This window comes from Rugamonas brunnea (assembly GCF_014042345.1).
Taxonomy (GTDB): Bacteria; Pseudomonadota; Gammaproteobacteria; order Burkholderiales; family Burkholderiaceae_D; genus Rugamonas; species Rugamonas brunnea.
In genome coordinates, this window is record NZ_JACEZT010000006.1 from 266,427 (window position 1) to 287,932 (window position 21,506).

At 66.8% G+C, this 21,506-nt stretch carries 16 protein-coding genes and 1 tRNA gene; 7 read left to right on the top strand and 10 right to left on the bottom strand.

What is annotated here, in order from left to right; genetic code table 11:
* Positions 1–61 precede the first annotated feature (61 nt).
* From H3H37_RS11645 to H3H37_RS11660, 4 genes are all read right to left on the bottom strand, one after another.
* Positions 62–1,453 (bottom strand): multicopper oxidase family protein, encoded by a 1,392-nt coding sequence (locus H3H37_RS11645; RefSeq protein ID WP_182162557.1) that lies wholly within the window; start codon positions 1,451–1,453, stop codon positions 62–64.
* Positions 1,454–1,482: 29 nt separating this feature from the next.
* Positions 1,483–2,883 (bottom strand): TolC family protein, encoded by a 1,401-nt coding sequence (locus tag H3H37_RS11650; RefSeq protein WP_182162559.1) that lies wholly within the window; start codon positions 2,881–2,883, stop codon positions 1,483–1,485.
* 111 nt (positions 2,884–2,994) lie between these two features.
* The gene (locus H3H37_RS11655; RefSeq protein ID WP_182162561.1) at positions 2,995–3,423 is read right to left on the bottom strand and encodes a hypothetical protein; all 429 of its coding nucleotides are present in this window, start codon (positions 3,421–3,423) and stop codon (positions 2,995–2,997) included.
* A gap of 51 nt (positions 3,424–3,474) precedes the next feature.
* On the bottom strand, positions 3,475–4,974 hold the full coding sequence (locus H3H37_RS11660; protein WP_182162563.1) for a helix-turn-helix domain-containing protein: 1,500 nt from the start codon (positions 4,972–4,974) through the stop codon (positions 3,475–3,477).
* A gap of 360 nt (positions 4,975–5,334) precedes the next feature.
* Here H3H37_RS11660 and H3H37_RS11665 point away from each other — a divergent pair, with 360 nt between their 5' ends.
* Positions 5,335–8,190, top strand: a complete 2,856-nt coding sequence (locus tag H3H37_RS11665) for a TonB-dependent receptor (protein ID WP_182162565.1) — start codon at positions 5,335–5,337, stop codon at positions 8,188–8,190.
* Between the two features lie 67 nt (positions 8,191–8,257).
* Here the strand turns inward: H3H37_RS11665 and H3H37_RS11670 are convergent, their stop codons facing one another.
* Positions 8,258–10,657, bottom strand: a complete 2,400-nt coding sequence (locus tag H3H37_RS11670) for a TonB-dependent receptor plug domain-containing protein (protein WP_182162567.1) — start codon at positions 10,655–10,657, stop codon at positions 8,258–8,260.
* Positions 10,658–10,953: 296 nt separating this feature from the next.
* Positions 10,954–11,865 (bottom strand): LysR family transcriptional regulator, encoded by a 912-nt coding sequence (locus H3H37_RS11675; protein ID WP_182162569.1) that lies wholly within the window; start codon positions 11,863–11,865, stop codon positions 10,954–10,956.
* A 176-nt stretch (positions 11,866–12,041) separates the two neighbouring features.
* Between H3H37_RS11675 and H3H37_RS11680 the strand changes: the two genes are divergently transcribed.
* From H3H37_RS11680 to H3H37_RS11690, 3 genes are all read left to right on the top strand, one after another.
* Positions 12,042–13,097 carry a DUF1338 domain-containing protein gene (locus H3H37_RS11680; RefSeq protein WP_375539995.1) on the top strand — a complete coding sequence of 352 codons (1,056 nt, stop codon included), beginning with the start codon at positions 12,042–12,044 and terminating at the stop codon, positions 13,095–13,097.
* Positions 13,094–14,500, top strand: coding sequence for an FAD-binding oxidoreductase (locus H3H37_RS11685; RefSeq protein WP_182162571.1), 1,407 nt, complete (start codon positions 13,094–13,096; stop codon positions 14,498–14,500). Before H3H37_RS11680 ends, H3H37_RS11685 begins: the two co-directional genes overlap by 4 nt.
* A 68-nt stretch (positions 14,501–14,568) precedes the next feature.
* On the top strand, positions 14,569–16,053 hold the full coding sequence (locus H3H37_RS11690; protein ID WP_182162573.1) for an APC family permease: 1,485 nt from the start codon (positions 14,569–14,571) through the stop codon (positions 16,051–16,053).
* 38 nt (positions 16,054–16,091) lie between these two features.
* Here H3H37_RS11690 and H3H37_RS11695 read toward each other — a convergent pair whose 3' ends face one another.
* On the bottom strand, positions 16,092–16,283 hold the full coding sequence (locus H3H37_RS11695) for a hypothetical protein (protein ID WP_182162575.1): 192 nt from the start codon (positions 16,281–16,283) through the stop codon (positions 16,092–16,094).
* Between the two features lie 171 nt (positions 16,284–16,454).
* On the opposite strand from H3H37_RS11695, the gene H3H37_RS11700 reads away from it, so the two are divergent.
* The 3 genes from H3H37_RS11700 (at position 16,455) to H3H37_RS25820 (ending at position 18,106) form a co-directional block, all read left to right on the top strand.
* The gene (locus H3H37_RS11700) at positions 16,455–16,985 is read left to right on the top strand and encodes a DUF4337 domain-containing protein (RefSeq protein WP_182162577.1); all 531 of its coding nucleotides are present in this window, start codon (positions 16,455–16,457) and stop codon (positions 16,983–16,985) included.
* A 114-nt stretch (positions 16,986–17,099) separates the two neighbouring features.
* Positions 17,100–17,186 (top strand) — tRNA-Leu (locus H3H37_RS11705).
* A gap of 263 nt (positions 17,187–17,449) precedes the next feature.
* Positions 17,450–18,106 (top strand): PEPxxWA-CTERM sorting domain-containing protein, encoded by a 657-nt coding sequence (locus tag H3H37_RS25820; RefSeq protein WP_229218783.1) that lies wholly within the window; start codon positions 17,450–17,452, stop codon positions 18,104–18,106.
* Between the two features lie 93 nt (positions 18,107–18,199).
* Here the strand turns inward: H3H37_RS25820 and H3H37_RS11715 are convergent, their stop codons facing one another.
* Genes H3H37_RS11715 through H3H37_RS26040 form a run of 3 tightly spaced genes read right to left on the bottom strand, consistent with a single transcriptional unit; the run spans position 18,200 to position 21,372 of the window.
* Positions 18,200–19,600, bottom strand: a complete 1,401-nt coding sequence (locus H3H37_RS11715) for a DUF1501 domain-containing protein (RefSeq protein ID WP_182162579.1) — start codon at positions 19,598–19,600, stop codon at positions 18,200–18,202.
* A gap of 9 nt (positions 19,601–19,609) precedes the next feature.
* Positions 19,610–20,635, bottom strand: a complete 1,026-nt coding sequence (locus tag H3H37_RS11720; protein WP_255459138.1) for a DUF1800 family protein — start codon at positions 20,633–20,635, stop codon at positions 19,610–19,612.
* Positions 20,635–21,372, bottom strand: a complete 738-nt coding sequence (locus H3H37_RS26040) for a DUF1800 family protein (protein ID WP_255459139.1) — start codon at positions 21,370–21,372, stop codon at positions 20,635–20,637. The genes H3H37_RS11720 and H3H37_RS26040 overlap by 1 nt, the downstream gene beginning before the upstream one ends.
* Positions 21,373–21,506: the final 134 nt, after the last annotated feature.

The following is a 21,506-nucleotide window of genomic DNA, read 5'->3' on the forward strand; positions in this document are numbered from 1 at the left end:
TTTCCTAATGGCAACCTATTTCGGATTATGGGAAGGCCGCCATCAGGGTCGCGCTGCCCGCTCAATGGTGGTGTTGGCCTCCCTTGGTCGCCTTGAACATGGCCCCGTCCGGCGTCGTGGCCGCCGCCGCGCCGGCGGGCGGCTGCGGCGCGGCTGGCAGCGCGCTGTCCTCGCCAGCGTACTCGTAGGCCAGCGTGCCGGCCGGATGGCGATACCAGCCCGGATCGCGGTAGTCGTGCCGCGCCAGTCCCTTGCGCACCTTGACGGTGGTGAACATGCCGCCCATGCCGATGGCGCCGAACGGGCCCGTGCCCGTCATCATCGGCAGCGTGTTATCGGGCAGGGGCATGGGCATGGCGGCCATGTCGGCCATGCCCTTGTCGCCCATCGCCATGTAGTCCGGCACCAGCCGGTTGATCTTGGCCAGCACCGCGCTCTGGTCCACGCCCGTCATGGTCGGCACGTCGTGGCCCATGGCGTTCATGGTGTGGTGCGATTTATGGCAGTGGAAGGCCCAGTCGCCCGGATCGGTGGCATCGAATTCGATGGCGCGCATCTGGCCCACGGCGATGTCGGTGGTCACCTCCGGCCAGCGCGCGGCCGGCGGCACCCAGCCGCCGTCTGTGCCGGTGACGGCGAATTCGTGGCCGTGCATGTGGATGGGGTGGTTGGTCATGGTCAGGTTGCCGACCCGGATGCGCACCCGGTCCCCCTGCGCCACCACCATCGGATCGACGCCGGGGAAGGCGCGGCTGTTGAAGGTCCACAGGTTGAAGTCGAGCATGGTGTTGACGCGCGGCGTGGCGCTGCCCGGTTCGATGTCGTAGGCGTTGAGCAGCAGGCAGAAGTCGCGGTCCACGGCCATGAAACGCGGGTCCTTGGGATGGGTGATCCACAGGCCCATCATGCCCATGGCCATCTGCATCATCTCGTCCGCGTGCGGGTGGTACATGAAGGTGCCAGCCCGGCGCGCCACGAATTCATACACATAGGTCTTGCCGGGCGGGATGCCGGGCTGGGTCAGCCCCGTCACGCCGTCCATGCCGTTGGGCAGGCGCTGGCCATGCCAGTGCATGCTGGTGTGCTCGGGCAGCTTGTTGGTGACGAAGATGCGTACCCGGTCGCCTTCCACCACTTCGATGGTCGGCCCCGGCGACTGGCCGTTGTAGCCCCAAAGCTGGGCCTTCATGCCCGGCGCGATTTCGCGCACCACGGGTTCGGCCACCAGGTGGAATTCCTTGACGCCGGCCTTCATCCGCCACGGCAAGGTCCAGCCGTTGAGGGTGACGACCGGGTTGTAGGGACGGCCGTTGGGCGGCGCCAATGGCGGCTGGGTGGCGGGGCTGGCCATGCTGGCCGCCTCCGGCAGGGTGGCCGCGCCGGCCCGGCTGACCAGCGCCGTGCTGACGGCGGCGGCGCCCGCGCCGCGGAAGAAATCTCTGCGTGTAACCATGTCTGTTCCTTGTCTTGGGTTGGGGGCGTTCAGCGCACGCGGCGTGCGGTGGCGCCATCGGCGCCGTCCACGCTGCCGGCACCACCGGTCATGGCCGCCTGCAGGGCCGCGTCGGCCAGCCAGAAATTGCGTTGCGCTTCGATCGCCGCGTTCACGCTCAGCACCTGTTCGCGCGCGTCGGCCAGCAGCTCGAACACGCTGGTGAGCATGCCGTTGTAGCGCAACAGCTGCTCGTCGGCGATGCGCTTGCGCAGCGGGACGATCTCATCGCGGTACTGGCGCGCCAGCGTGTAGGCGGCCTGGTAGGACGAGTAGCTCTCGCGCACTTGCGAGCGGGCGTCGATGGCCGTTTGCGCGGCGCGGTGCAGCGCCTGCTGGTAGCTCGATTCCGCCCGCGCCACGCGCGCGCCGCCCCAGTCGAACAAGGGCAGTTGCCATTCGATCTCGACGCCGCGCGCATGGCCGCCGTCGGCGCCCGTGTTGCGCTGGTAGCCCGCGTCGAGCACGTTGATGAAGCGGGTGCTGCGGGTCAGGCCCAGCGCATCGGCCAGGCCGGCCAGCTCTTTTTGCGCCATCAGGATATCGACCCGGTTGGCCAGCGCCTGCGCTTCGGCGTCGCCCTGCGCGCGCGGGGCGTCGGGCAGGTCGGGCAGGCGCTCGGGCAGGGTGAACGTGGCGTCCTTCCCGGACAGGCCCAGCAGCCGCACCAGTTGTTCGCGGGCCGACACTTCGGCGTGGCGCGCGGCCGTCAACTGGGCCACGGCGTCGGCCAGGAACACTTGCTCGCGCGCTTGCCGCAGCTGGCTCCAGTTGCCGGCGGCGGCCATGCGCCGCGCCAGGTCCGCACCCGCTTCGGCTGCGTCCTGGACCTGTTCCAGATAACTGACCGACTGGCGCGCGGCCACCGCGCCATAGAACGCGCGCCGGGTCTGGGTGGCGATGCGCAGCACGTCGCCGGCCACCGCCAGTTGCGTTTGTTCGTAGCGGCGCTGCTCGATGCCGCGCACGGCCGGCATGGTGAGCAGGCTCATTACGGGCAGCATCAGCTTGCGTTCGATGTCCAGGCCGTTGCCGTCCGTCAGGCGGGAGAAGGTGAGGGTGGGGTTGGGCAGGCGGCCGGCCTGCACCAGGTCCGCCTCGGCGATGCCCAGTTCGGCGTAGCTGGCCTGCAGTGCGCGGTTGTTGAGGAGGGCGATGGCGACGGCGCTGTCGGCGCTCAACGGCACGGCCAGCAGGGCAGCCACGCGCTGGGCGGCGGCGCCATCGTGGGCGGGGTTCGTGTCGCGGCGCGCCAGGGACTGGCCCGTGGACGGCTCGGTGATGGCCTGCACGTGGGCCAAGCCGCCGTCGGGCGAAAAGGTGGCGCAGCCAGATAGCGACAGCGCCAGCGCGGCGGCTGTGGCCGCGCGCAGGGTGGTGAAACGATGCATGGTGACTCCTGATACGGGTGCGCGGGCCGGCTTCGGGCCCGCGTGGCGTTGGTGCAGCGGGTGGGGGCGGCGTCAGCCGATGGGCTGGTGCGCCGTCCACTGCGCGTGAATTCAGGCGGGTGCGGAATGGGGCGGGCGTTCGGGGCCGGCCGGGATATGGGCGGTCACGTGCCGCAGGCGATAGGGGATGGCTTCCGAGCCGGCGGGCCGGGATTCCGCCAGCGCGAGGGCGGGCACGGGCAGGGCAATGGCGGCGCCCACGCAGCATGCGGCGCAGTTACCGCATTTGGACTGGCTCGCATCGGCGCCAGCATGACCGTGGCAGGATTTGAATTTGGCGTCGGACGCGGACTTGGCCAGCATGGCGCAGTGCTCGACGGTCATGTGCTGCACCGCTGCAGTGGCAGGCTGGTGTTGTGCCATGGTCTGGGCCGGCGCCATTGTGCCCGCCATGGCCATGGACGTGCAAACGGCCGCGTATCCCTGCAGCGGGAGCGCGGCCAGCAACAGCCAAAGCAGCATCGTCCGGACGTGGTTCATGGTGCGGCGAGTGTAGCACAGCCGCGTGGAGTGCGTGATGCCGCCATGGCGTCAGGCTGCCTCTTGGCGGGGGTGTCCGCCGCATCGCCCGGCCGCATGTGCTGGCGTCGCGTGCGGCGAAGGTAGCGGCGAGGGCAAAGGCGAGGGTAAAGATGCGTGCGGAGGCGGGGGGGCTGGAGCCGCCAGCGGCGCGTGCGCCGGTTCGCCGGCATGGTGCGCGCGCCACAGCGACGGCGCCATGCCGCTCACGTGCTTGAACGCCGTGTTGAAGGTGGACTTGCTGTTGAAGCCAGCCGCATGGGCCAGTTCCAGCAGGGTGCGTCCGGCGCCGGCCGGGTCGCGCATCATGTTCTGCACTTCGGCGATGCGCAGGCCGTTGATGTAGTCGAAGAAGCTCAGGCCCAGCATGTGGTTCAGGTACTGCGACAGCAGCTGGGGCGTGGTGCCTATCCGTTCGGCCAGTTCATTGAGGCGCAAATCGCTCTCCAGGTAATCGCGGTGTACGTCCATGCGCCGCTGCAGCCGTTCTCCGATCAGGCGCTGGGCCGCATCCGTCATGCCGGAGCGCGCGTACTTTTCCCGCTCCGTTGTGGCCTGCCCGGCCAGCCCGATGGCGGTGGCCGGCGAGGCGGCGCGCGCCGGGACGAGGGCGGCGACGGCGACCAGCGCCGGCGCCTGTGCCGGCAACGCGTCAGGTACCGGCGCAGGTACCGGCGCAGGCACCGATTCATGTAGCAATTCAGGCACCGATTCAGGTAGCGATTCAGATAGCGATTCAGGTAGCGATTCAGGTAGCGATTCAGGCACCGGTTCGCCGGGCAGCGCAGCCGGCGCAGGCGCTGTTGATCGCATGGGCGTTCCCGCCGCTGCGGCCAGCGCTGCCGTGGCGGGATTGAACACGGCGGCCCGCCGCAGCCCATACCAGCCGACGAGGTAGAACGTGGCCAACCGTCCCGCCACGAAGCAGGCGGTCCAGTTGCCATGGAATTGAATGGCCAGCACCCAGCTGATCCACAGGACGGCCAGCACATAGGACAACGTCGTCAGCCAGCGCAAGTCGTCCGTGCCGGCGGTCGCGTCGCCGGCGCGCAGGCGCTGGCGGTGCTGGTACAGTCGCAGCAGCACGGCGCCGAGATAGAACGCGCCTTGGCACTGGTAGAACAGGGCCGCGCCGCCGCCACGCTCCCAGTCCGCGAACCGGGGCGCGAAGGCACTGCCGGGCAGCAGCGCCACCAGCGCGGCCAAAAGATAGGCGGTCAGCGGCACGAAATGGATGGTCTGGAAGCGGCCATTGCCCAGCCCCGTCATGCTGCGCACATAGCAGTAATAGAGCACGTCGACGGCCAGGTTGGGCCAGGCCATGCCGTAGATCCAGGGCAGGTGCAGGTAGCGTGCATAGTCTTCCAGCGAGGCGGCGGAGATGGCGAGCACGTACAGCGCCAGCCACATGCTGGCTGGGCGCCGGCGCGTCAATGCGATCAGCGGCATGGCCAGGAACAGTCCCAGCACCCCGGTCCCGAGGGACAGGTTCCCTAGCAAAGTAAGGCTCATGTGGCTTCTTTCGTTAAAAATACCGCAATCTTGCCAGTAACAACACGCAATGGCGTTTAACCATCGCTGCCGCCCGTTTTCCGGCGCGGGTACGCGCCGATCCGTTAAGACATGGCCGTTGCGCGGTGCGTTGTGCTTTTGATACAAGCGGCCGCCATACACGTGCGCGCCGATCCGTTCAGACGATCCGTCCACCGGCCCCGGACCAGACTGTCCTTGCGGATGCCGGCTGCCCCGGCGGCGTCCCACCCGGCGCACGCCATGGAAATAGTGATATTAGCATGTTGATATGGCTAATCGAATGGCAATACTAAATAGCAACACTCAAAACACCAGAAGGAGTATTTGATGAGGTTAAGAATGAAATCGATTCCGCTGGCCGTGGCCCATATCCTGGCCACCGGCGCGCTGACGGCGCTGGCGACCCACACGGCCCAGGCGCAGGATGCGGCGGGCGACAACCAGGAGATCAAGCGCGTGGTGGTGACGGGCTCCTACATCAGCCGTGCCGACCAGGAAACCCCCAGCCCGGTGCAGGTGATGACGGCCGCCGACCTGAAAAAATCGGGCTACACCACGGTCTCGGAAGCACTGCGCGACATCACGGCCAACGGCCAGGGCACCCTGAGCCAGGGCTTCAACGGCGCGTTCGCGGCCGGCGCCAGCGGGGTGTCGCTGCGCGGCCTGACGGTGGGCGCCACCCTGGTGCTGATTGACGGCCACCGCATGGCCCCGTACCCGCTGTCGGACGACGGCCAGCGACCGTTCGTCGACATCACGTCGATCCCCATGGAAGCGGTGGAGCGTATCGAGATCCTGAAAGATGGCGCCTCGGCCGTCTACGGCTCGGACGCGATCGCCGGCGTGGTCAACGTGATCCTCAAGAAATCGTTCCAGGGCACCAGCGTCACGGCCGAAACGGGCACCACCCAGCACGGCGGCGGCGCCACCCACCACCTGGGCTTGATGCACGGCTTCGACCTGTCGGACAACACCAATGGCTACGTGGCCCTCGAATACCGGCAGCAGGACCAGATCCTCCTGAACCAGCGCGACGGCGCGTGGACCCGAATGGACTGGTCGGCCGATCCCGGCGGGCGCGACTTGCGCCCCGGCGCCAGGAACAGCATCATCTCCAACCCCGTCACCCGCACCCCGTATCTGCAGGACCCTGCGCTGGGCAGCACGGCGGGGGCCTACGCCTTCCTGGACAATGGCTGCGACTTCGCCAGGCGCAATGCCAACCAGTGCGTGTTCACCAACACCTGGTCGCAATTGCAGCCGACCTCGGAGAACCTGGACTTGCTGGCCAGCCTGACCAGCCGCCTGAACAACGACTGGACGCTGGGCCTGAAAGCGTCCTACTTCGACAGCAAGAGCCAGCAGACGATACGCCCCAGCAGCGTGCCGGTCGGCAGTTTCGCCGGCGTGACGGCCATCGGCCCCTACCGGGAACCGGCCATCGTCGGCGTTATCGATCCGGGCGCCTACACGGTACCGGCCAGCTATCCGGGCAACCCGTTCGGCCATGCCGTCAACATTCGCGCCATCGTGCCCGACTCGCCGTTCCGCCGCACCGACGTCGATACCAAGTCCTATCGCGCCGTGGCCGATCTGAACGGCACGGTGGCGGGCTGGGATGTTGCCGCCTCGCTGGGCTTGACCAGGGTTGAGACCAACTCCACTTACCGCGGCTACATCAATCCGACCGCGCTGCTGCAGGCACTGAATAACACGGCCAACCCGCTCAAGCTCACCGGCGGCAACAGCGCGGACGTGATGGCGCTGGTGACGCCCACCGTGTCGAGCAAGGCGACCGATGAGCTGAACTTCATCGAATTGCGCGCCTCGCGTGAGCTGGCCAAGCTCGATGGCGGCCCGCTCAGCCTGGGCACGGGACTGACCTTCGTGCACAAGTCGCTGAACGCGCCAGACCCGGTCGAAGCGCAGAACGGCACCGTGAATGGCTTGCCGTCGGCCTATGCGATCGGCAAGGAGAACAACGCGGCGCTGTATGCCGAGCTGGCGGCGCCGGTGCTGAAGTCGCTGGAGCTGGACGCGGCCGTGCGCGCCGACCACTACGACACCTATGGCCACTCGTATACGCCCAAGGTGGGATTCAAGTTCACGCCTTCGTCCATGTTCTCGCTGCGCGGCACCGCGTCGCGTGGCTTCCGCGCGCCGTCGGCCACGGAAAATGGCGTAGCCGGGTCGCTGTTTGCATTCAACACGATCCGCGATCCTATCCTGTGCCCGGTGTCGAATCCCGATGGCAGCCCGAACACGGATTCGCCCCAGAACGTGCCGGCGCAGTGCGAGCTGAGCCCCACCTACCTGCAGACCACCAACAAGAACCTGCAGCCGGAGAAATCGAAGTCGTACACGCTGGGCGTGATTATCGAGCCGATCAAGAACTGGTCGACCACCCTGGACTACTACAAGATCACGGTGGATAACCAGATCATCTCGATGTCGGCGCTGGCCAGCTTCGATCCGCTGCAATTTGCCACGCGCGGCGGCCCTGAGACGGTCACGTATGGCGACGGCAGCACCGGTACTTCGTCGGTCGGCACCATCCAGTACATCTCGACCCCGTATGTGAACGGCCAGACCACGTCCACGGCCGGCGCCGAGTTCGAATCGCGCTATCGCTTCAAGCTGAACGACGTGAGCAAGATGACGGTCGGCCTGCAGTGGTCGCACATGTTCAACTACAACATGACCCTGAACGGCAAGACCTACAACCTGGCCGGCACCCACGGCCCGGCCATCGTCTCGGGCGACACCGGCAATCCGAAGGACCGCGCGCAGTTCACGCTGTCCTACGACCAGGGGCCGCTCACGATCAGCGCCACGACCAATTACATCAGCGGTTTCGATGTGACCGATCCATCCAATGGTCTGACCGATTGCGACAGCAGCCTGCAGGCGAACAATTCGCGCTGGAAGGCGGGGCAGTCGCCTTCGCAGTATTGCAAGGTGGCGTCGTTCACCTACACCAATCTGTCGATGTCATACCAGTTCAACAAGGCATGGACGTTGAACGGCGCGATCACCAACCTGTTCGACAAGGCGCCGCCGATTGACGCGCAAACCTATGGCGGCACCGGCATCAACGGCAGCAGCAATGGCACGGGCCTGGCCTACAACCCGTCGCTGCACCAGACGGGCGCGGTTGGCCGCTTCTACAGCGTGGGCCTGAACTACAAGTTCTGAGCCCGCATGAAAAAACGGCACCCCCTGCCTGCGCATGGGGTGCCGTTTTCATTGGGTGGGGCGATGGTTAGAACTTCACCCACAGGCGGCCGAAGTAGGAAGCGCCGTTCAGGCCGAACTGCACGCTGTCGTACTTGAAGCCGTTGTCGGTTTCGTTCGGGTCCTGCGGGGTCGGCTTGACGTTGAAGATGTTGGTGCCGCCGAAGGTGAACTTGGTGTTCTTGTTGATGGTGTAGGTGAACGCCAGGTCGGCCGAGGTCTTGGACTCGTAGTGCGCGTTCGGCACGCCGGCGGCGGTGCCGTCGAAGGTGCCCAGCGTCTGCGGGCCGTAGTGGATCACTTTCAGGTCCGATTCCAGCGCGCCGGCCACGTAGTCGAAGCCCAGCGTGAACTTGGAGCGGGGGCCGCCCTGTTCGATGAACAGGCGCTCGCGCTCGGACAGCAGCACGTCCTCATAGCCCTTGAGCGAGGCGGGGGCGTGGATGCCCGTCACTTCGGTCTTGCTGAAGTTGGCCGCCAGGTAGGTGGTCATCTTGTTGGGGCCGAAGTTGGTCTTGTGCGAGGCCGTCAGGTCCAGGCCGCTGGTCTTGGTGTCGACCGAGTTGACGAAGAACTGGGCCTGGCCCACGCCCAGCGTGGCCAGCTTGGCCGCCAGGTCCGGGTAGTTGGTCGAGTCGAAGCGGCCCGACAGCACGATGCGGTCCTTGATCTTGATCTGGTACAGGTCGGCCGTCACGGACGCGTTGTTGCTAGGCGTCCAGGTGGTGCCCAGCGTGAAGCTGGTCGATTTTTCTTCCTTCAGCTTGGGGATGCCGGCCAGGTTGGCCACCGGGCCGCCGTTGGGCGCCAGCACCACGTCGGTCGGCACGCCGGCCACGAAGTCGGTGAAGGTCGACGAGAAGTACTTCTGCTGCAGCGACGGGGCGCGGAAGCCGGTCGAGGCCGAACCGCGCAGCAGCACGGTGTCGGCCGCACGCACGCTGCCGGCCAGCTTGCCGGTGACGGTGGAGCCGAAGTCGCTGTAGTTCTCGTAACGGACGGCGGCCTGGGTCTTGACGATAGGGTTCAGGTCCAGTTCCAAGTCCACGTAGCCGGCCGAGCTGTGGCGCTTGGCGTTGGTCTGGTCGCTTGGGCGGAATCCGGGGAAGCCCTGGCTGCCGGCGTTGCCGCCGAAGCCCACGCCGTCGGCGTCGCTGTAGGAACCGGGTTCGCCGGCGAAGATTTTATAGGTCTCGCTGCGGTACTCGGCGCCGAAGGCCACGTTCAGGCCGCTCATCACGGTGTCGTAGAAGCGGGTGAAGTCGACGTTGGTGGTCAGCTGCTGGAACGAGAAGCCGCCGGCCTTGAAGTTGTCGGGGCTGATGCCCTTGCCGCCGGCCAGCAGGTCGGCGTTGGCGATGGACGCGTTCAGCGTGTGGCTGATGTCGTACATCATCTTGTTGTAGCCGTAGGTCTGCGAGAAGTCGGCATTCCATTCGCCGATCAGGCCGCGGTGGCCGATGGTGGCGTACTGGTCGTCGATCTTGCCGTTGATGAAGGGCACGAAGCCGTTCGGGTACATGGCGGCCGAGTTGCGCGACGGGATGTCGTCCGTGCCCACGCCGCCACGGGCCCAGGCGGCGCTGGACGCGTCACGCGACTGGGCGCCGGCCGTGAAGTACAGCTTGCCGGCCGGGGTCGGCAGTTCGCCGTTCACGTACAGGGTCTGGTTCTCGGCCTTGGTGTCGCCGATGATGCGCGGGTTGCCCGGCTCGGCGCGGTTGGAGCGGCCACGGTCCAGGTATTCGCCGGTGATGCCGATCACGCCTTTTTCGCCCAGGCGCACGCCGCAGTAGGCCGAGGCCAGGTAGTTCTTGCCGTCGCCCACCGAGTACTGGCTGTAGCCGGCCACCGCTTCGCAACCGAGGCTCTTTTTCAGGCCGATGTCCATCACGCCGGCGATGGCGTCCGAGCCGTACTGGGCGGCGGCGCCGTCGCGCAGCACCTGCACGTCCTTGATGGCCAGCATCGGGATGGCGTTCATGTCGGTGCCGGTGTTGCCGCGGTTGCGCGCGCCGAACAGGTTGACCAGGGCCGTGGTGTGGCGGCGCTTGCCGTTCACCAGTACCAGGGTCTGGTCGGAGCCGAGGCCGCGCAGGGCGGCCGAGTCCACCAGGTCAGCGCCGTCGGCGCCGGTCTGGCGGGTCGAGTTGAACGAAGGGGAGATGTTGGTCAGGGTCTGGGCCAGGTCGAACTGGCCACCCGATTCAGCCACTTTGTTCAGGGGGATTACGTCGACCGGCACCGTGGTGTCGGTGGCCGAGCTGGCGACGCGGCGCGAACCGACCACGTTCACGGTCTGGATCGCGTCATCCTTGGCGGCGTCGGGCGCGGTTTGCGCCAGGGCGGCCGGGCTCAGGCCGGCCAGGGCCGCGCCGCCGTACAAACTGAACAGGACCGCGCGACGCAAAATGGTGGGGGTAAGCATGGTGTCTCCGTGTTGTTGTCCGCATGAGCCGTGGCATGCGGGTCTTGTCGTGTGTGGTCGGCTGGGCCGGCGCCGGGACGGGCTTCGAATTTGCCACGGTTTCCGGTGCTCCGGTCAGTTGATTATTCGGCAGCAATTGCGGAGCATCAATGGAAATGTTTTCCTCACCATATTCCGGATTGGAATGGCAGGGGAGGCGGGCCGCGGCGTACAGGCGCACGCGGGGTGCGCGCCGGCGCTGGCGGACTCACTTGTAGGAAAGTAGCAACAGCGGTGATAACAACGGCGCACTGCCGTTAGTCGGCCGTGCTGGCCCGTTCGCGCTCGTGCTGGTCCAGCAGCCAGCGCTTGAAAGTGATCACGCCGGGCAGGCCGGCCTTGCGCTTGGGGTAGATCAGGTAGTAGGCACTGTCCGACTGCTGCTCGGGCGGGAACAGTTCGACCAGCGCCTGGCGCTTGATTTCGTCGGCCACGAACATCGCCGGTAGCAGGCCGATGCCCAGGCCCGCCTTGGCCGCCTCCACCGCCATCGAGAACAGCTCGAAATGCAGCCCCTGTTCCTTGGGCGGCGCCACGATGCCGTGCGCGTCGAACCAGTTGGGCCAGCTATCCGAGCGCGAGGTCTGGTGCAGCAGGGTGTAGGCGGTGAGGCCGGCCATGTCGGCGGGGCGGCCGTGGCGTTCGATGAAGCCGGGGCTGCACACGGGCACCAGGGTTTCACTGGACAACCGATGGTGCTCGCACTGTGGCCAGCCGGGGCGGCCGAAGACGATGCCGGCGTCGATGCCGGTGCCGCCGAAATCTACCCGGCTCAGCTGGATCTTCAGGTTCAGCGTCAGGCCGGGGTGGGCTTCGTAGAGCAGCGGCAGGCGCGGCACCAGCCACTTGGTGGCGAAGGTGGGAAACACGGCCAGATTAAGCACGCCGCCGCCGTCGCGCGAGGCCAGCACTTCCTGCATCACGCCTTCGAGTTCGTCCAGGCACGGCGGCAGGCGGGCCCACAGGAGCTCGGCGGCGGCCGTGGGAACGAGGCCGCTGGCCTGGCGCTCGAACAGCGGTTGCTCGAAATACGCTTCCAGCGCCAGGATCTTCTTGCTCACGGCGCTCTGGGTCAGGGCCAGCGCGTTGGCGGCGGCGCTGATGTTCTGCAGCTTGTACACCATCTCGAAGGCGTGCAGGGCGGACAGGGAAGGCAGGTTGAGGCGCATGGTGTGGGCAAATTCTGGTGGTGAAACAGGCTCTGCCGCCATTGTCCCGCATCCGGGCCGAAAAGGGTATTCTCAAATGGAATATGGCGTCGAAATCATTTCGCTTGTGGGCTGTCCGGGCCGTATCGAATAATCGGCGCAACTTCATCCTTCGCGGCAGTGCTGCTTTTTTCACCATGACCACCCTCGACTACCTCCTGAGTTCCTGCATCGGCGCCGCCGCCACCGCCCGCATGACCCGTTTGATGCACGTCCCGGCCGAATTTTCCGACGCGCCCGGCAATGGCGACGCCACCGTGGCTGTCACCCGCGCCGAAATCGCCTACGCCATGAACGTGCTGCTGTTCCGCGACCTGCTGGAACGCGTCCCGGAAGGCAAGGCCTACACGGAAGACGCCGTGGCCAGCGGCCGCCGCGTGTTTTTCGACCACGGCGCCGTGCGCTCGGTGAAGATCGCCGCCAACGGCCAGCTGCCGTGCGGCGAGGCGGCCATCACCCGCTTCCTGGCGCCGCTGGGCTACCGCCTGAACGAGAACTACCCTCTGCCGCGCCTGAAGATGATGGGCCGCGCCTATGTGCACGCCGACCTGCCGGAAGACATTCCCCAGTTCTTCGTGAGCGAACTGGAAGTGGAGCGCTTCTCGCCCGAGTTCCAGGCCGCCGTGGGCCGCGTGGTGGCCAGCTCGGTCGATCCGCTCGATGCGCGCGACCTGGCCTTGCTGAAGGAACTGGAAGCCCAGCGCAGTCTGCCGCTGGCCGACGCCGTGGCGCTGCTGCAATCGCTGGTGCGCTGCTTCGCGCGCCAGCACGAGGTGCCTGCGCTGGATGACTATGAACTGCTGCTCAAGGAGTCCCAGGAAATGGCCTGGATCGCCACCGAGGGCAACGCCTTCAACCACGTGACGGACCGCGTGCCGGACCTGTACGCATTGTCGGCCGAGCAGCAGCAGCTGGGCCGTTCGATCAAGCCCGCCATCGAGGAAGCGGCACGCGGCACCATGCGCCAGACGGCCTACCGCGCGGCGCAGGTGGAGCGCGTGTTCCGCACGCCGAACGGCTGCGTGGTGCGCCGCGTGCCCGGCTCGTTCTACGAATTCATCTCGCGCGACCGCGTGCTCAACGCCGACGGCGAGGAAGTGCTGGATCTGGGCTTCGACAGCAGCAACGCCACCGCCATCTTCAAGATGACGTCGGCCGACGGCGCCACGCCAGCGATGGCCAAGGCGGCATGAGCGGCGCGCTGCTCGAACAGCTGGATGGCCTGCTGGGCCAGGCCGGCATGCTGACGGCCAGCGCCGACTGCGCACCTTATGTGCAGGGTGCGCGCTACGGCCAGGGCGTGGCGGTGGCCGTGCTGCGGCCCGCCACGCCGGAGCAGGCCGAGGCGGCACTGTCGCTGCTGCACGCGCATGGTGCGCCGTTCGTGCTGCAAGGCGCGAACACGGGCCTGGTTGCGGCGGCCACGCCGGATGCCAGTGGACGCCAGTTCGTGTTCAGCCTGGACCGGCTCAAGGACGGCATCACCATCGACGCCGACGAGCGCACCGCCACTGTGGGCGCCGGCGTGCGGCTGTCGGAACTGAACGAAGCGGCAGCGGCCATGGGCCTGTGCTTCCCGATCGACCTGTCGGCCGATCCCACCATCGGCGGCATGATCGCTTCCAACACGGGCGGCGCGCGCCTGATCAAATACGGCGACGTGCGCGCCAACCTGTGCGCGGTGGACGCGTGGCTGCCCGAGCGCGGCGGCATGCTGCGCTTTGGCAGCGCGCTGCGCAAAAATAACACCGGGGTCGACTTCAAGCAGCTGTTGTGCGGCACGGGCGGCGCGTTCGGCGTGATCCTGCGCGCCACCGTGCGCCTGCATCCGCTGCCCGCGCAGCGCGCCACGGCGCTGGTGGTGCCTGCGTCCAGCGCGGCCGTGATGCCGCTGCTGGCCGCGCTGGAACGCGACCTGCCCGAATTCATCGCCTCCGTGGAAGGCATGTCGCAGGAAGCCATGCAGGCCGTGTTCCGCAACGTGCCCTCGGTGCGCAATCCCTTCCCGGGCGGGCAGGTGCCGCCGTATGCCCTGCTGGTGGAACTGAGCACGTCGCTGCCGGCCCGCGCGCTGGCACTGGACGCCGTGCTGCAGGACGCGCTGGGCGCCTTGATGGAGCAGGAACTGCTGGCCGACGCCTTGTTCGGCGACCAGGACATGCTGTGGGCACTGCGGCATGGCATCAGCGACGCGCTGCGCCATGAAGGGCGCGTGATCGCGTTCGACATCGCGCTGCCGCGCAAGCACTGGGCGCCGTTCCGCGCGTGGGGCCGGGAGTGGCTGGCCGCGTCCTACCCCGGCGTGCGCATCTGCGACTTCGGCCATGTGGCCGACGGTGGCCTGCACTACAACCTGGTGGCGCCCAAGGAAGGCCCGCAGGCGCTGGACGACGAGGCCATCGCCGCCTTGCGCACCACCTTGCTGGACGCCGTGGTGCAGCAGTATGACGGCAGCTTCAGCGCCGAACATGGCATCGGTCCGTACAACCGGGCCTACTACCAGCGCTACACGCCGGCGCCCGTGCGCCGGCTGGCCGGTGAGCTGCAGGCGGCCCTGATGCCGGCGCTGCAGTGGCGGAACGTGCAATTCAACTGACGGGACAGTCAGGGTAGCAGGCGCGCGTCCGCCCGGCCGCGCGCGATATGGAGACAGGACGATGTTCTATGCAAGCGTTTGCCCGACAACTGTGCCGCACCAAACCCGTCGCCGCTGAATCCGCGGCTGATACGGGCCCTGAACGCTCCGCCCATGGCCTGGGCCGCACGCTGGGCCTGTTCCCGCTCACCATGATCGGCGTGGGCGCCACCATCGGCACCGGCATTTTCTTCACGCTGGTGGAAGCCGTGCCCAAGGCCGGACCGTCCGTGATCCTGGCCTTCCTGCTGGCGGCGCTAACGGCCGGCCTGACGGCGCTGTGCTACGCGGAGCTGTCGTTCCGCATCCCGGCGGCCGGCTCCTCATATTCGTTCGCCTACGCCACCGTGGGCGAATTCGCCGCCTTCATCATGGCCGCCTGCCTGCTGCTGGAATACGGCCTGGCCGCCAGCGCCACGGCCATCGGCTGGTCGGATTACCTGAACAACTTCCTGGTCAACGCCTGCGGCTGGCATATCCCGGCCGCGCTGCGCTCGCCCATGTTCGCCTCCGGCCCGCACGGCACGGAATTCCATCCGGGCGCCATCAATCTGCCGCCCATGATCCTGGTGGCCATGTGCGGCTACCTGCTGTTGCGCGGCACGAAGGAGTCGGCCACGGCCAACGCGGTGCTGGTGCTGGTCAAGCTGGCCATCATCATCTTCTTCGTCGTGATCGCGTTTTCCGGTTTCGACGCATCCAACTTCCATCCCTTCTTCAACGCCGACAACAGCAAGGGCTACGCGGGCATGGCAGGGGTGACGGCCGCCGCCGGCACCGTGTTCTTCTCCTTCATCGGCATCGACACCATCGCCACGGCGGGCGAGGAGGTCAAGAACCCCAAGCGCAACGTCCCCATCGGCATCCTGGCGGCGCTGGCCATCGTCACCGTGTTCTACCTGTTGGTGGCGGTGGCCGCCGTGGGCGCCCAGCCGGCCCGCATGTTTGACGGCCAGGAGGCGGGGCTGGCCGTGATCGTGCAGAACGTGACGGGCAAGGCGTGGCCGGCGCTGGTGCTGTCGGCCGGCGCGGTGGTGTCCGTATTCTCCGTCACGCTGGTGACGATCTATGGCCAGACCCGCATCCTGTTCGCCATCTCCTGCGACGGGCTGATTCCCAAGACCTTCCAGCGCGTGCACCCGCGCACCCTGGCGCCGGTCAGCAACACGCTGATCGTGTGCGTGGTGGTGGGACTGACGGCCGGGCTGGTGGACGCCACCTTCCTGTGGGACATGGTGAGCATGGGCACGCTGACGGCCTTTATCGTGGTGGCCATCGCCGTGCCGGTGATGCGGCGCAAGGGCATCGGCGCCGATGTCGACGGCTTCCGCGTCCCGTTCGGCCCCTACCTGGTGCCGGCGTTGAGCATCGTGGCCTGTCTGTTCATCATGAAGGATTTGTCGCCCGCCACCTTCCACGTGTTCTTCGTGTGGATGGGCGTGGCTGTGGCGGCGTATTTCGCCTACGGCTTGCGCCATTCGCGGCTGCGCGTGCCGCTGCCTGGGGCAGTGTAAGCGCCGGCGTCAGCGCTGGTGTCAGCGGCCCGATGGCGTCAGTCGCGGCTGGCGGCCCGGCGCCGCCATGCCGGTTCGCACAGCACGCGCGCGATCACCGCGTCGGGCACGCCGAGCTTGGCCATGAAATGGGCGGCGGCGCGCATGCCGGACACCTCTTTCAAGGCGATACCGGCATCGACCACCTTGTCGAGGTTGTGTTTGGGCGTATCGTTTTGTTGCGTGGCCATGATTCATTCTCCACTACGGGAATTGTAATGGAACTGCCTGTTCTTTGATCTGGGGCAAATCCTGCCGTGCGCGAGGTGGGGGAACGCGGCATCGCCTCGCGCTTGGCGTCAGGGCCCGGCATGGCGTAAGATCGCGCTCCCGAAACTATCCTCGCGTTTGCAGCTACAGTTATGGCGGAAGAAAAGAAAGAGCCGTGGATGACCCACATGGCGCTGGCGACGGTGATCCTCGCCGTGGGCGCCACCTTGTCGACCTTCAAGGGCGGCGGTTATTCGACCCAGAGCGTGATCAACCAGAGCCTGGCGTCCGACCAGTGGGCCTTCTATCAGGCCAAGAGCACCAAGCAGCACCTGCATGAACTGGTGATCGACCAGTTCCGCCTGCAGGCGATGACGTTGCCGGCCGGCAGCCCGGCGGCCCAGGCCTACGACAAGAAAATCTCAGATTACCAGGCCCAGACCGAGCGTTACGTGCAGGAAAAGAAGAAGATCGAAGCCGAGGCACGCTCCTTCGAGGCGATCCGTGATAACGCCAAGCAGCGCGGCAAGCCGTTCGGCATCGCGGTGATCTTCCTGCAAGTGGCCATCCTGCTCAATTCTATCGCCGGTCTGATGAAGGCCAAGCGGATCTGGTTCACGTCGATTCCTATCGGTCTGGTTGGGCTGGCGTGCTTCCTGGATGGTTTCCTGGCATTGGTATAAGCACCACGGAGCCAGCACGGAGCGCGCGCCGCTGCCGGACGAGGGAGATGGGCGTTGGCCAGGGCTGGAAAACTGGTGATTTTGACTATGCCTGTGCTAGAATCTCGCCTCGCTGCCCGGATGGTGAAACTGGTAGACACTGGAGACTTAAAATCTCCCGCTCGTAAGGGCGTGCCGGTTCGATTCCGGCTCCGGGCACCAGATACACGCTAAAAAATCCACGAAAGTGGCGAAACCCGCATGCCGGAGAGGTCTGCGGGTTTTTTGTTGCCTGTCGTTAGTGCATCGATATCAAAAAGATATTTAGTTGCAGTTCTTTACTATTCGTTATTGTTCTGGTAACCTGCTTAAGTTGACTTAAGAATTCTTCGGCTGCGTGATGCGCTCGTTACTTGAAGTGCATTTGTGCGGATAACTTGTAGTCCAGTGATGCCAACAAGGCAACCAACAAGAAAGGCCACTCAATGAAAGTAAAAGCACTCGTCAGCACCTTCGTTTTTGCCGGTCTGTGCGCGGCTGGCGCGCCAGCCATGGCGCTCAACCTGGCTTGCACCGGCGTATCGGTGCATAACGCTTCCCGTAACGACGTGACCCTGGTTGGCGATATCGCCGACGGCTGCGACATTGCCACCGTCAATCCCCAGCAGGGCGCGAGCGGCAACTCCAGCGGTTTCGCCGACAACTTCGGCAACGGCTGGTCGCTGCTGAGCAAGGTGACCGGTTCCAGCGTGGCCTCCGCGACCACCACGGCCACTTTCGGCGGTGTCGATTACAAGATCAACTTCACGGAAACGCCGGGCAGCGGCACCAAGAAGGGCACCTGGACGATCAACGTCAGCAAGCCCGTCACCGTCGACCTGGTGTTCGCCCTGCACGCATCCAACCGTAGCGGCGCTTTCTTCTTCGACAATCAAGTGTTGACCAGCTCGTCGCTGGGCAACGCCGGCACCTGGGCCATCAACTGGGTCAATGCCGGCGGCCAGGTGCCGAACTTCTCCAACCTGACCATCTTCGCCCGCGACCAGCACGTGAGCCCTGTACCTGAACCTGAAACCTATGCCATGCTGCTGGCCGGTTTCGGCCTGGTCGGTTTCATGGCCCGTCGCCGCAAGCAAAAGTAATCGGTATGGAAGGGCGGCCAGGCTGCCCTCACCGTATTCTGACTGAAACGCCCCATGCGCTCGCATGGGGCGTTTCGTTTTGGGCTGCTGCACTCAGACAAAGCCCAGATTGTGGGTCGAAGGCGCGTAATTCTTCAGGTTGGGCAACACGGTCAGCAAGTCGCTGTCGGTCACGCCCATCCAGCTGCCTAGCGTGGCCGCGTACTGGTCGACCGAGGTGGTGGGCAGCAAGCGGCCCTGGCCGACATCATCCGGCCCGTCGGCAGCCACGGCCGGCGGCACGCCGTAGTAGCGCTGGCCGTGGACGGCGCCGCCGAGCACGAAGTGCATGCTGCCCCAGCCGTGGTCGGAACCGTCGTTGTTGACCGTCAGCGTGCGGCCGAAGTCGGATGCCGTGAACGCGGTCACGTTGGCGGCCACGCCCAGCTCCACCGTGGCGGCGTGGAAGGCGGCCATGGCGTCGGCCACGCTGGTCAACAGGCCGGGGTGGACCGTGTTCAGGCCGTCGTGGTTGTCGAAGCCGCCCAGCGACACGAAGAACACTTGCCGCCGCGCGCCGATCGCGCCGGCGCTGCCTATCATCCGGGCCACCATGTGCAACTGGCTGGCCAGGTCATTGTTGGCGGGGAAGGGCGTGTTGATGGCCGGCCCGCTGGCCAGCGCGGCGCTCAGGGTGCTGTTGGCATCGAGCGCGCGCCGCGTCACGCGCGTGTACTCCTGCTCGAACAGGTGGATGCCGGGCTGGGTCACCAGCGCTTGCAGCGCCGTGCTGGCGGCGGCCGAGCCGTACAAGGGCTTTTGCAGCGCGCCCAGGGGCACCGGGCCGTCGGCCGTGATCTGGTATTGCACTGCCGTATTGCCGGACATGAAGACGGCGTTGCCCGAGACGTTGACGCAGGTGAAGGTCGCATTGCCATTGCCTGAGACGAACAAGTCCCCCATCCGCCCGCCCCAGCCCGACATCGCGCCTTCCGGCGCCGACGCCTGCCAGAACGATTGCTGGTCGTTGTGCGAGAACAGTTTGGGCGGCAGCGGCACGCTCTTGTTGGTGTATTGCAGCTTGGTGGTCGGCTGCACCAGCGTGCCCACGTTGAGCAGCACGCCCAGCTTGCCGGCGTTGAACAGCGGCAGCAGCGGCGCCAGTTCCGGCGCCAGCGCGTACTGGCGCTGGAAGCCGCCGGCGTCGACGGGCGCGGCCAAAGGCGCCAGCACGGTGCCGTCCAGGCTGGCGCGGCTGTAGGCGAGGCCGGGGCGCAGGTTGTAATAGGCGTTGTAGTTGGCGCTGTCATACGGCACCAGCGTATTGCCGTAGTCGTTGCCACCGTACAGGAAGACGCAGACGATGGCCTTGTAATCGCTGGCCGTGGCGGCAGAAGCCTCGGCCATGGCGGTCAGGTTCAGCATCCACGGCGTGGCGGCGCCGGCCACGGACAGGGCCGAGGCCCGTTGCAAAAAGGCGCGCCGGGAGGCGTTGAGCGTGTGATCGCGGGTCATGTCGGCCTCCTATTTCAGCACCAGGAACTCGGGCGCGGCCAGCACCAGCAGCACGGCCGTGCGCACGCGATTCAGGCGCCGCGCGTCGCTGCCGGACGGCATGGCGTTGAGCACGCCGAGCATCAATGTTTGCGTGGCGCTGCCGAGCTGGCCGGCGGCCAGCACCGTGTTCAGTTCCGCCAGCAGGGCGCTGGCGTTGTCGGCCTGCGGCAGCCAGGCGCTGTAGTCGGGCAGCACGTCGCCCACGCCCACGGCCACCACGCGCTGCATGAAGTTGAGGTAGCCGATCACGGACGACTCGTTGGCGATCTGGAATTCCGGCGCCACCAGCCCGGCGGCGGCGATGCCGCTGTTGGGCGGCACGTAGCCGGGCCGGAAGAAGTTGAACACGGTGGGCGAGCGCAGCGGACTTTGCCCGAGCCGGGTGGCCGGGTTGCTGGTGTTGCCGATGCCCCAGCTGTCGGTGGCGGAGCTGGCCTTGCAGGCGTGCGCCCAGCCGGTGAAGCGCAGGATGGGCTCGCGCAGCTTGCCTTCGCCCGTGGTGGCGGTGGATACGGCGGCCCGCGCTTCAGGATCGAGCAGCACGGCCTTGATCACAGCCCGCAGGTTGCCGCGCACGTGCTGGCCATCGTCGTTGAAGGCGGCCGCCACCCGCGCCACATAGGCCGGGCTGGGGTTGCTGGTGACGAGGCGCTGGATCAGCTGGCGGCCGATGAACGGGCCCACGTTGGGATGGGCGTAGATAATGTCGAGCGCGGCTTGCAAGGCGTCGGCGCCGCTCAGGCCGGACGGCACCGTGTGGCCGAGGAAGGTGGAGGCGCCGGTCTCGTGGCGGGCCGGGTACTGGCGCATGGGGCGGCGGATGAAGTCGGGCGTGGCCGTGCTGGTGCCAGCCAGGTCCACGTCCCAGCCGGTGAAGATGCGGGCCAGGCCGCTCACGTCGTCCGGGCCATAGGTGTAGACGGGCGCGCCATCTGCCAGCTTGGGCGTGCCGTCCGCGTTCAGTTGCACCAGGCCGATGGTGAACAGTTGCATCAGCTCGCGCGCGTAGTTCTCGTCCGGATGCGAGCCGGTGGCGGGATTGGCCTTGCTGTTGCCCGGAAGGTGAGGAACTGGCCCATGGCCACGCTGGTGGAGACGGCGCCCAGCAGTGCGCGGTAATTGCCGAAGGCGTGCGCTTCGAGCAGGTCCAGCCAGGCGGCGGCCGAGAACGCGCGCCAGCCCAGGCCGACCAGGCCGTCGATGGCGACCACGATGAGCTCGGACAGCGCCAGCGTGACCCGCTGGCGCAGCGTGTCGGGCGAGGCGATCAGCTTGCGCCAGGCGGAGGCGTCGAAGCCCGCTTCCGTGTTCTTGTAACCGCTGGCGTTGTAGCCCTTGGCCACCAGCCAGTCCCAGCGCGTGCCCGAGGCGGGCAGGGCGAACTGGGCGTCGAGCCAGCCCGCATAGCCGAGCTGCTGGACGGCGGCGATCTGCGCCCGTTCGCAGCCCATGGCGGCCTGGGCCAGGAAGCGGGCCGCGTCGGCGTCGCTGATGGCATCGGCGCGGATGACGGTGCCCAGTACGCTGGCGCGGGGCGGTGGACTGTCGGCCGCGCCGGGGCTGGTTCCGCCGCAGGCAGCAAGCAGGGTGGCCGCCGTGATGGCGGTGGCAGTGGCGGCGACTGGCGTGGCTGGCGGCGCCGGAGGTGCGGAGGGTGCCGGTAGTGCGGTTTGTCCGGCGTCTGCGGCGTGTGCGGACGGCGCCGGTGGCGCGGAAACGGGAGCTGGCATGGCTGGTCCTCATCGATCGGGAAACGGGACAGCGAAGGGGATTACCAGAAAAAATATATACCAGTTTCGCGGGCTTGCTCAGCGGTGTTACACGGCTGTTACACACGGCTTGCGTGGCGCTTGCGCGGCGCCGG

Excerpts from the sequence above, each read along its gene's own strand:
- H3H37_RS11660 (WP_182162563.1), bottom strand. The coding sequence starts at position 4,974 with ATGAGCCTTACTTTGCTAGGGAACCTGTCCCTCGGGACCGGGGTGCTG.
- H3H37_RS11650 (WP_182162559.1), bottom strand. The coding sequence starts at position 2,883 with ATGCATCGTTTCACCACCCTGCGCGCGGCCACAGCCGCCGCGCTGGCG.
- H3H37_RS11655 (WP_182162561.1), bottom strand. The coding sequence starts at position 3,423 with ATGAACCACGTCCGGACGATGCTGCTTTGGCTGTTGCTGGCCGCGCTC.
- H3H37_RS26040 (WP_255459139.1), bottom strand. The coding sequence starts at position 21,372 with ATGCCAGCTCCCGTTTCCGCGCCACCGGCGCCGTCCGCACACGCCGCA.
- H3H37_RS11645 (WP_182162557.1), bottom strand. The coding sequence starts at position 1,453 with ATGGTTACACGCAGAGATTTCTTCCGCGGCGCGGGCGCCGCCGCCGTC.
- H3H37_RS25820 (WP_229218783.1), top strand. The coding sequence starts at position 17,450 with ATGAAAGTAAAAGCACTCGTCAGCACCTTCGTTTTTGCCGGTCTGTGC.
- H3H37_RS11720 (WP_255459138.1), bottom strand. The coding sequence starts at position 20,635 with ATGCAACTGTTCACCATCGGCCTGGTGCAACTGAACGCGGACGGCACG.
- H3H37_RS11695 (WP_182162575.1), bottom strand. The coding sequence starts at position 16,283 with ATGGCCACGCAACAAAACGATACGCCCAAACACAACCTCGACAAGGTG.
- H3H37_RS11685 (WP_182162571.1), top strand. The coding sequence starts at position 13,094 with ATGAGCGGCGCGCTGCTCGAACAGCTGGATGGCCTGCTGGGCCAGGCC.
- H3H37_RS11690 (WP_182162573.1), top strand. The coding sequence starts at position 14,569 with ATGCAAGCGTTTGCCCGACAACTGTGCCGCACCAAACCCGTCGCCGCT.
- H3H37_RS11670 (WP_182162567.1), bottom strand. The coding sequence starts at position 10,657 with ATGCTTACCCCCACCATTTTGCGTCGCGCGGTCCTGTTCAGTTTGTAC.
- H3H37_RS11715 (WP_182162579.1), bottom strand. The coding sequence starts at position 19,600 with ATGACCCGCGATCACACGCTCAACGCCTCCCGGCGCGCCTTTTTGCAA.
- H3H37_RS11700 (WP_182162577.1), top strand. The coding sequence starts at position 16,455 with ATGGCGGAAGAAAAGAAAGAGCCGTGGATGACCCACATGGCGCTGGCG.
- H3H37_RS11680 (WP_375539995.1), top strand. The coding sequence starts at position 12,042 with ATGACCACCCTCGACTACCTCCTGAGTTCCTGCATCGGCGCCGCCGCC.
- H3H37_RS11665 (WP_182162565.1), top strand. The coding sequence starts at position 5,335 with ATGAAATCGATTCCGCTGGCCGTGGCCCATATCCTGGCCACCGGCGCG.
- H3H37_RS11675 (WP_182162569.1), bottom strand. The coding sequence starts at position 11,865 with ATGCGCCTCAACCTGCCTTCCCTGTCCGCCCTGCACGCCTTCGAGATG.